This is a genomic window from Kitasatospora sp. NPDC092948 (assembly GCF_044754805.1).
Taxonomy (GTDB): Bacteria; Actinomycetota; Actinomycetes; order Streptomycetales; family Streptomycetaceae; genus Kitasatospora.
In genome coordinates this window covers 72,048-80,673 of sequence record NZ_JBIVPU010000021.1, presented here as the reverse complement: position 1 = coordinate 80,673, position 8,626 = coordinate 72,048, and the positions used below count along the sequence as shown (strand labels likewise).

Below are 8,626 nucleotides of genomic sequence, written 5' to 3'. Positions count from 1 at the left end.
CACCGGCCTCCTCGCGCCGGGCCCTTCGCGGACCCGCCCAGACAGGTGCACGTAGCTCTGTACCCTGCGGAGCACTTAGAGGAGTACGCCGACAAGGCCTGACGCTCGGACAGAAAGGCTGCTTTTGATGGACGATGCCGATCGCCTTCCCGAGGATCCGACCGAACTCGAAAGGCTGCTCATGCGCGGCGCATCCACCATCCGGTGGGTGGAGGCGGCCGAGCGGCTCGTCCTGCAGGTGGACAACCTGCGGGACTGGCTCATCAAGAACCACTTTCTTCGTATGCACATGAGTGCGTCCGGCCCGTATGCCGCCACGGATTTCGCCGAGGCATTCGCAGCCGCGTGCGAGATCCTGCGCGGCGGCAGCAGCGCCCTGGAGGCATCCGGTCTGAGCAGGTCGAGCTTCTCGGTTCTGGGTGTCGCCGCCAACCTCTGTGGCCGTGTGCAGAACTCGCTCCGCCACTCCGTCCACGAGATCGACGACCACGATGCCCAGGCGGTGGCGTTGGCGGTCCTCTATGCCATGGGCTACATGGACGCCACCGTGGACGTGAACGGCAATGAGGTGGACGGTTGGAGACCGAACTCGTCGGCCTACGAGGGGCGGTTGTCCCAGTCCTGAGCATCTCGCCGAAGAACCCCAGCCACAGCCGAGTGCGTCACCGCCACGAACGGCCCACCCCTGGCTCCCGTTCGCACCGGAGCAACGGCTCCCATATCTCATATGACCCGACAGAACCACCCCGACTGCTGGAGATCGAGACCAACACCCGCCAGCGCCTCGCGGAGGTCCAACGGATGCAGCGGCTCGGTGAGGTCGCCGGCCTCCAGGAGAGCCTGCGGCACATCGCCGACAAGAAGCAGCAAGCCGAACGTCTACGGGCACGAGCAGGGTGGGGACAGAACAGAGCCGGTTCCCTCGGCTGAACAATCACATTGACCGGCGTGGGCGGGACAGAGATCGTAAGCCCATGACGGACCGCACCTGGCTCAACCGCGATCACCAGCTCGTCCCCGGCAAGGAACTCTTTCGCAGCGAACGCAGGTTCCACCTCTTGGCCTACACGGCGAGCCACGGCCAGCTCCTGATGCGGAGCGCCGGCCGGCCCGACGAAGCCGGCGAGCCCGAGACGACGATTGACCTGCTGTTCAAGCCCGCCGCCGTGATGAAGATCCGTGACGACTATCGCGGCTTGGCGATCAGGTGCGCGACCGAGGCCGAGAGCGAGCAGGTCGAGGCCGACCACGCCAGTGTGTCCTTCGGCCAGGGCGATCATGTCTTCGTTCTGGAGAGCCAGGGCGAGTCCGACTACGTGGTCGCCATGGCCGTCGGCTGGACGGAAGGAGTGCTCGGCCGAACTCAGCAGAGCTTCTTCAACAACTTCTATCCCGCCAAGCCGATGATCTGGCCCAGCCAACCTCTTTTCGGAGTCGATGCCGGCCTCAACATTGCCTCGGCCGAAGAACTCATCGAGGCACTGTCGGCTGAAGAGAATGCCGTGATCCGCCGCGAGCGTCACCGCCGCGTCTACATCGTCATGACCCGGGTGATCAGCCCCGAGGGGCCCGACGTCACCGGGGCGGGTGTCTTCCTGACCAGAGCCGATGCCGAGGAGGCCCGGGCCGTGATCACCGCGAAGTCAGTCGACTGCTGGATCGAGGAGCTCCCGATCGCGATCTGACCGGATCCGCGTAGGCACCCTCGACAGCACAGAGAAGGATCGACGCGACCGCCTCTCAGCAGGCGTTCCTGGAGGGGCACGTGGCTGAGTTTGAGGCGCCGTGTCGCCGTAGCCCCCCTGGGTGTGCACCAGTCATGTGGGACGGCGGAGAGAGCCGGTTGGAGGTGGGGCCGGGCTGACTGGCTGCACTCGTGGCCCTCGACGATGCCTGGACGCTGGTTGGGCCGTAGCCGCCCCCGAGCAGACCAGGGAGGCTGCCGTTCTCCGGTGCTGGTGGCCTCGGAACCGGCCCCACCGTGCCGAACCCTAACCGCGGGTACTGACAAGCGTCCGGGCGGGAAGCGGCCGGTCTCAGGCCGCATCGTCCTGGTCTCGCGCGATTGCGGCGAGCCGGTTCTTGAGGCGGTAGCTGTTGCCGTTGATCGAGACGACCTCGCAGTGGTGCAGGAGCCGGTCGAGGATGGCGGTGGCGAGGACCTCGTCGCCGAAGACCCGGCCCCATTCGCTGAAGGCCTTGTTCGAGGTCAGGATGATCGAGCCTTTCTCGTAGCGCTTGGAGATCACCTGGAAGACCAGGTTCGCCTCGGCACGTTCGAGTGGCTGGTAGCCGACTTCGTCGACCACGAGGACGCTCGGTCGCAGGTAGGTGCGGAGTTTGCTGGTCAGACACCCGGTGGCCTCGGCGGTGCGGAGGTGGCGGACCATGTCGTCGAGGCTGGTGAAGTAGATCGAGTAGCCGGCCCGGCAGCCGGCGACCGCGAGGGCGACGGCGATGCGGAGGGCACGTCCACCTCCGCCCACGAGGCATTCTGGGCCGCCGTGGGGAGGCGCACGGCGAGCGCGAGGGCACCTGGGCGCTGATCGAGGTCCTGCTGCTGCACCGTCAGCTGCCCGCGAGCGCGGTGGTCGCCGAGATGGGGACGGTGCTGCGGGCGAAGTCGTGCAGCACGGAACTGGTCGCGATCGAGGCTCGCAAGACCGAGGAGACCTCCGCGGCAGAGAACGAGCAGGCCGACGCTCGATCATCCTGACCTCGAACAAGACCTTCAACGTGTGCGGCCAGGTCTTCGGCGACGAAATCCTCGCCACCGCCGTCCTCGACCGGCTCCTGCACCACTGCGACGTGATCTCGATCAACGGCAACAGCCACCGCCTCAAGAACCGCCTCCAGGCCATCGACCGGGAAACCGACGTCGCCTGAGCCGACCCGCCTCAACGAAGCTCGACGCCCCTGGTCAGGCGGTGCCGGGAATAGCGACGCCGCCGCCGGGGCCCGCCAGGCGACACTGCATGATGATCCGTGTGAAGAATGTACGAGTGGATCTCTCGGCAGATCGCGCTGACCTCTACGAGCCGCTGATGAGGTCCGCCTCCCCGTCCTGCGAGGGCGAGGCGGCGGTCAGGCTGGTCTTCCAGGTCGAGGCGCTCTGGGACTGGCTGCTTCGGTGGAAGTGCATCAAGCACATGCCGACAACAAGGTACGACTACCTGCAGGTCGAGTTCGCCAAGGCGCTCGAACTCGCCCGGGCTGTCGATACCGATTCACGAAGCGCATCGGCCGAACTGGGTCGCTCCGCCAAGGCCGTCCTCACCGTGGCCGCCAACCTGGTCGGAGCAGAGGATTCTTCGTTGCGGAACGTCCTCCACTACCTGGACGAGGCCGACATGCGGCACGTTGCCGAGGCGATGATGTTCAGCGCGGGCTTCGTGGACGGCACAGTCGATCTCCGGGGCGGCGAAGGAGAAGGCGATCCCCGTGGATTCGGGCCGAACAGCAGGGAACAGCAGGAACGCTGGGAGGAGATCTGATCCAGCGAGAACCCGTCACGCCGGCAGCAGGCGCCACCATCGCCAATGAGCTCTCCTCCTCGACGGCCCGCTGCACGCCCTCCACCGCGCTGCCCACACCGGCCAACGACCCATCGGCCAGGTCTGCCGGCACTGAGCCAGGCCCACCGGCACTGAGCTCGAAGTGACGGGACCGAGCCCGGAATGACGGGACGATGCTCGAACTGACCGGACGATGTTCGGCCGCCGGGCTCCCTTCGGGCCCGACGCCTACCGAAGAGCGATGCGCGCGTTGAGGATCGGGCGCAGGCGTTCGACGTCGCCCGGGGTCGAAACGGTGAACGACACGCGGAAGAGCTTCCCTTGCAGCGGCTCGTCCCGTACCTGCTGCGCCAGTTCCGGGGTGATGTCCGGGAGCCCGGCAACGGCGTCGCGGAGCCGCTCGGCGAACAGGAAGCTGCAGGTCGTGACCTTTTCCTCGATCGCGATCCAGGCAATGGTCCGCGCCCGGTCGGCCGCCTTGACCAGCCATCCGCCGTCGCGGAACCACCGCCACGGCGTGTCGACCCCGGCCCCCTTCAGTTCACGTATCAACGCATCCCAGCCCGCGATGGCCGGGCCCAGTGCATTACGGATCAGCTCACGCGTCGGCTCGGCCTCGGGGTCCACGAACGGATTCGCCATCCTGCGAGGTTAGCCCCGGCCCGGACGCCTGACGGCGGGGGCACGCGGACACCGGGCGCCCACCCGCGACACGGGCGACCGCTCCCGCTTCCCGCGACGCAACCGGAAAGCGCTTACCGATCGGTCTGCCGAACCGCTCGCCGAACAGCTCGCCGAAGGGCCTGCCAGAGGGCTTGCCGAACCCGATCCGCACCGCCCGGAGGCAGTCCGGAAAGCGCTTACCGAGCGGTACCGAACCCGCCCCGAGGCCGCCGCCAGCAGCAATCGGAAACCGCTTTCCGCAGGCCGTCGGCACCACCCGGTTTCCTCTCCGCGAAGTCGGGCAGGCGCAGCTGGGAGGGGCGGGTACCGCGGACGGACGAAGAGGTGCGTGACCATGACGGTCGAGCGGGAACTGGACCTGTTGGAACAGATGACGACCGACCACGAGGTGCTGCGGGTGCGCTTCAGTGAGCTGGCGGGTCTGCCGCTGGGCGATCCGCGGCGGGACCGGCTGGCGTTCCTCACCGCCGACGCGCTGCTGCGGCACCTGGCGGCGGAAGACAAGCATCTGTACCCGATCGCCGGCCACGGGCGGTCGCTCCACGACGACGCGGTGGCCCACGGACAGCAGACGCATGCTGCGCTGTACGAGCTGGTGCGCGAGTTGCAGGCGGCCACGCCCGGCTCGACCGAGTTCGACCGGCTGTTGGCCCGGCTGATCGAGCAGGCGACGGGGCACTTCGGGCAGGAGGAGGCCCAACTGTTCCCGGCTGTCCGCACACATTCCGCCGCGCCCAGCCTGCAAGCGCTGGGCGAGCAGGCCCGGGAGACCGAACGCATCGCGTCGCCCCGCCCCCGGGCAACCGGACCACGTGACGTGCTGCCCCCGGACGACCTGGTCGCACCCGAACTGAGCTGGCACGAACGCATGCACCGCCGGTTCCGCTTCGGCGACACCCGCGAGGACTGACCCCGCCCGCCCCCGCGACCCGCGCCCCGCGGCACCGGAGTTCGTCCCGCACCCGCCGAGCCCCTGCGTGGTCAACTCCGAGACGATCAGCCGAGTACGCCCCCCAGCGCCCGCACCAGCACATCCTCGAACGGGTCGCCCGGCGCAGCGCCCACACCCGCACTCGCGCCCTCACCAGCGCCCGCCCCCGCACCCGCACCCGCGGGCCCGAACAGCGCGGCGATCCGCGGGTGCCCGCCGTCCGCGGCGAGGCGACGCAGGTAGGCGGTGCGGTGAGTGGCGTCGTCGGCGGCAGCGGCTGCCTCGTTCTGCGCGAACAGCGCGGTCATGCCGCCGAGCAGCGCGAAGGCCTCGACCTTGCGGGCTGCGGCGGCCGGGTGGTCGGCGAGAACGGCGAGGACGTGTTCGAGCAGGTCGGCGCCGTGCGGGCCGAGCGCGGGGCGGCCGATGACCTGGGCGGGCAGCCAGGGGTGGCGGCGCATGATCTGTCGGGCCTGGCGGGCGACGGTGAGCAGGTCGGTCTGCCAGTCGCCGCTGGGCGCGGGGAGGTCGTACTCGGCGGCGACACTGTCGGTCATCAGGTCGAGCAGGTCGTCGCGGGTGGCGACGTACCGGTAGAGCGAGGCGGCGCCGGTGCCCAGGGCGGTGGCGACGCGGCGCATCGAGACCGCGTCGAGGCCTTCGCGGTCGGCGAGTTCGACCGCGGCCGCGGTGATCTCGGCCCGGCTGCGTTCGGCCGGACGTCCGGCCCTGGCCTGTTCGGGCCGCAGCCAGATCGGGCCGTCCTGCCGCTGCGTCACATGCGCCTCCGGGGTGGGTGTGGCCACCAGCCTACCTATCGCGTACGGTGTTCGCGAACGCCGTACGCATTCTCTGCGCACAGCGATATCCGACGCAAGGCGAGAGCCGATCTCAGGGGAGGACCGGATGACGACGCGCTACACGCACAACGGCGAGGTGCCACTCGCGTACGAAGACCTCGGCGGGGCGGGCGGTGAGCCGCTGCTGCTGGTGATGGGCCTCGGCACGTCCCGGTTCTGGTGGCCGGACGGACTGGTGCGCGAACTGCTCGCGCGCGGCTTCCACGTGGCCGCCTACGACCAGCGCGACGCCGGCGAATCGGGGCGCGTGACCGCGCCGCCCGCCGGACACCCCGTCGCCGCACTGCTCCGCCGCACCGCACCCGCGTACCGCGCCGAGGACCTGACGGACGATGCGGTCGCCGTTCTGGACGCGCTCGGCTGGCCACAGGCCCACCTGTTCGGCCACTCGCTGGGCGGCCTGGTCGCCCAGCGCACCGCGATCCGCCACCCGGACCGGGTGCTCACCCTCACCTCGTCCGCGGCGATGCCCAGCGACGCCGGCCCGCTCGGCGCCCTCCGCCACGTCCGCCCGGGGCCGGTGCTCCGGATGGCCCGCCTGCACTTTCCGGACACCTCCGAGGGCAACCTCGCCCTGGCCGTCGAGCTCGCCCGCATCCTCGCCGCCCCCGCCCGCACCGTCGGCCCCGACGACGTCCGGGAGTTCGTCGAACGGGAGGCCGCGCACGACATCGCAAGCTTCCGCGACGCCCAGGCGCAGAGCCGACAGATCGGCGCCAAGTGGTCCGGCGGCCCACTCGCCCGCATCACCGCCCCGACTCTCGCCCTGCACGCCGCCCACGACCCCCTGCTCCGCCCCTCCGCAGCCCACGCCCTGGCCACCGCCGTCCCGCACGCCCGCCTTCAAGTCATCCCGGGCGCAGGCCACTTGATCACCCACGAACACTGGTCGCCGTACGCGGACGCCGTGCGCACGCATGCCCTTGCCGCCCCGCGCTGAACGATCACACGCCCGCAGCCTCGACACCCGCAGCCTTCAACGCCCCTTCGACCAGGAGCGGTTGAGTCGGGATTCACCTCATGTGGTGAGTCTGCGGCGACAAGTGAGGGCTGCGGCGGTGCTGGCGAACGCTGAGCGATCGACGACCGACAGGATTCGGACCCGCCAGTTCCCCCTCTTGAGGGCGCGCATGTTCACCGGGTCGACCGCGCACCACGACCAGTCCGGCTCGCCCCGCGTGCCGACACCGGCCGCCGCCCTGCGAACACGTCGGAGCCTCCGGCACCACCAACAGGCGCTGCACATCTCAGACTCGTCGTCCCAGTCGGCCGTGTTCTCGACGGGATCGTCACACCCTGTACGCGGTCGAGGAACGGAAGGGCGGGCAGGCGCTGTGGCGGAGGCCGGCGGGCCGAAGGTCCTCGTCGAGGGGCTTCTCACCAACTCCTCTTGCTGGCAAGCCTCTTCATCAATGGCGAGCGCCTTGAGCGGCTGGACGGGTAGATCCGATGTCCGCCCCACCGTTGATCGACCAACGCGGGACTTCAGTCGGGCGGGGTCATGCCCCGGCGCGTAGCCACCGCGTCGAAGAGAAGCCAGCCGTCCATCTGCTTGGTCACCGGGTCGTCCGGGTTCCACCCGCTGGCCGTGGCTTCGTCGAGCAAGGCTCTGACGGTGCCCGGCTCATGCAGGTTCAACCAGCCGCCTTCCGCGGCGCCGACAGCTCCGGAGGGGAGACAGCCGTCGGGAACCAGTCGGCCGCCGCCTCCTTGGAAGACGATCAGGAGCCGCCCTCGCGCTCCGAGGCGGCGGATGGTGAGGAACTCGCGGCAATCCTGGTACCGGCCCTGTTCGACGCGGTGCTCGTGTCCCAACGACCACAGGAAGGTCTCATCGTCGACCACGAGACGCCTGGCCTTCTTGCTGCTGCGAGCCATCAGTGGATGGTAATCGTCGCTGCCGGACGGAGCCCGCTGCAAAAGCGCCCAACACCGTGGAGCGGGCCATCGACAACCTCACGAACCGCCGAGCCGTAGCGACCCGCCATGACACCCGATGTGACAAGCGCGGGCACGTCCGCCCGGGCGCTGTCGCCGCGGCTGCCCTCGTCAGCCGGCTCCGCGCGTGACCGCCCGCCGCCGAAGGTCCTGCGCAGGGCGGCACGTGGTCAGACGTGGTCCCACGCTTCCTGCGGCAGCATGTGATGGACGTCGCCCATCGCCTCGGCGGGCAGGAAGACCGGTCGAGTGAGCAGGCGGTCGCCCGCGCGCTGCATGCACAGCACCACACCGAGCGTGTTCGAACCGGCTTGTGCTCCGGGCAGATAGAAGACATCCGTTCGGAGTCCCCGGCTTTCGGCGCGTTCGAACAGCCAGTCCTCCAGCTCCGAAGGAACCCGGCCGACCAGAGGCATCCCGTCCACCTGCACCTGCGGTCCCCGCAGCGCATCGACCGAGACTGCCCACAACCGCTCGTCCTCGTCGTAGTGGAGCTCCACGCCCACGTCCTCGGGGTAGCTGCGGAATGCCGTCCCCGACTCAAGGCCGGGGGCGCATCCTTCGAGCGCGGCAGACACCTCGCCCGAAGGCATTCCGAACCGCAACGGGCCCACGCTGTGGAGCGGATCCAAGGTCCACAGCTGTCGTTCGCTGTCCGGCAAGACGTCCCACAAGCCCATGGGGGCCAGCCTATGACG

General features: G+C 69.5%; 10 protein-coding genes and 2 pseudogenes. 6 read left to right on the top strand and 6 right to left on the bottom strand.

Translation table 11 applies throughout. The features are described from left to right. The first annotated feature begins 127 nt into the window (after positions 1-127). Positions 128-625 (top strand): hypothetical protein, encoded by a 498-nt coding sequence (locus ACIQF6_RS34570; protein WP_400902408.1) that lies wholly within the window; start codon positions 128-130, stop codon positions 623-625. Positions 626-723: 98 nt separating this feature from the next. On the opposite strand, the gene ACIQF6_RS34565 is transcribed toward ACIQF6_RS34570, so the two are convergent. Then, positions 724-870, bottom strand: coding sequence for a hypothetical protein (locus ACIQF6_RS34565; protein ID WP_400902405.1), 147 nt, complete (start codon positions 868-870; stop codon positions 724-726). 104 nt (positions 871-974) lie between these two features. On the opposite strand from ACIQF6_RS34565, the gene ACIQF6_RS34560 reads away from it, so the two are divergent. Next, complete coding sequence (locus ACIQF6_RS34560; RefSeq protein ID WP_400902403.1) at positions 975-1,685, top strand: hypothetical protein; 711 nt, start codon at positions 975-977, stop codon at positions 1,683-1,685. A 351-nt stretch (positions 1,686-2,036) separates the two neighbouring features. On the opposite strand, the pseudogene ACIQF6_RS34555 reads toward ACIQF6_RS34560, so the two are convergent. Further along, positions 2,037-2,459 (bottom strand): annotated as a pseudogene (locus ACIQF6_RS34555) (ATP-binding protein); the annotation flags it as partial. Positions 2,460-2,697: 238 nt separating this feature from the next. Between ACIQF6_RS34555 and ACIQF6_RS34550 the strand changes: the two are divergent. Together ACIQF6_RS34550 and ACIQF6_RS34545 are read left to right on the top strand one after the other, a co-directional pair. Further along, positions 2,698-2,886: pseudogene (locus ACIQF6_RS34550) on the top strand (ATP-binding protein); the annotation flags it as partial. A gap of 158 nt (positions 2,887-3,044) precedes the next feature. Continuing rightward, a complete protein-coding gene (locus ACIQF6_RS34545; RefSeq protein WP_400902400.1) occupies positions 3,045-3,494 on the top strand; it encodes a hypothetical protein in 450 nt (149 codons plus the stop codon). 249 nt (positions 3,495-3,743) lie between these two features. Here ACIQF6_RS34545 and ACIQF6_RS34540 read toward each other — a convergent pair whose 3' ends face one another. Beyond that, positions 3,744-4,157: a DUF3788 family protein gene (locus ACIQF6_RS34540; protein WP_400902398.1), complete on the bottom strand. Its 414-nt coding sequence runs from the start codon at positions 4,155-4,157 to the stop codon at positions 3,744-3,746. A 376-nt stretch (positions 4,158-4,533) separates the two neighbouring features. Between ACIQF6_RS34540 and ACIQF6_RS34535 the strand changes: the two genes are divergently transcribed. Beyond that, positions 4,534-5,109 (top strand): hemerythrin domain-containing protein, encoded by a 576-nt coding sequence (locus ACIQF6_RS34535; protein ID WP_400902395.1) that lies wholly within the window; start codon positions 4,534-4,536, stop codon positions 5,107-5,109. 86 nt (positions 5,110-5,195) lie between these two features. Here the strand turns inward: ACIQF6_RS34535 and ACIQF6_RS34530 are convergent, their stop codons facing one another. Continuing rightward, positions 5,196-5,936, bottom strand: a complete 741-nt coding sequence (locus tag ACIQF6_RS34530; protein ID WP_400902392.1) for a TetR/AcrR family transcriptional regulator — start codon at positions 5,934-5,936, stop codon at positions 5,196-5,198. A gap of 100 nt (positions 5,937-6,036) precedes the next feature. Between ACIQF6_RS34530 and ACIQF6_RS34525 the strand changes: the two genes are divergently transcribed. Next, entirely contained in the window at positions 6,037-6,930 is an 894-nt protein-coding gene (locus ACIQF6_RS34525) for an alpha/beta fold hydrolase (protein WP_400902389.1), read from the top strand. A 545-nt stretch (positions 6,931-7,475) separates the two neighbouring features. Here the strand turns inward: ACIQF6_RS34525 and ACIQF6_RS34520 are convergent. Both ACIQF6_RS34520 and ACIQF6_RS34515 read right to left on the bottom strand, forming a co-directional pair. Beyond that, positions 7,476-7,868, bottom strand: coding sequence for a hypothetical protein (locus ACIQF6_RS34520; protein WP_400902387.1), 393 nt, complete (start codon positions 7,866-7,868; stop codon positions 7,476-7,478). A 230-nt stretch (positions 7,869-8,098) separates the two neighbouring features. Further along, the gene (locus tag ACIQF6_RS34515) at positions 8,099-8,608 is read right to left on the bottom strand and encodes a hypothetical protein (protein WP_400902384.1); all 510 of its coding nucleotides are present in this window, start codon (positions 8,606-8,608) and stop codon (positions 8,099-8,101) included. Between the last annotated feature and the right edge of the window lie 18 nt (positions 8,609-8,626).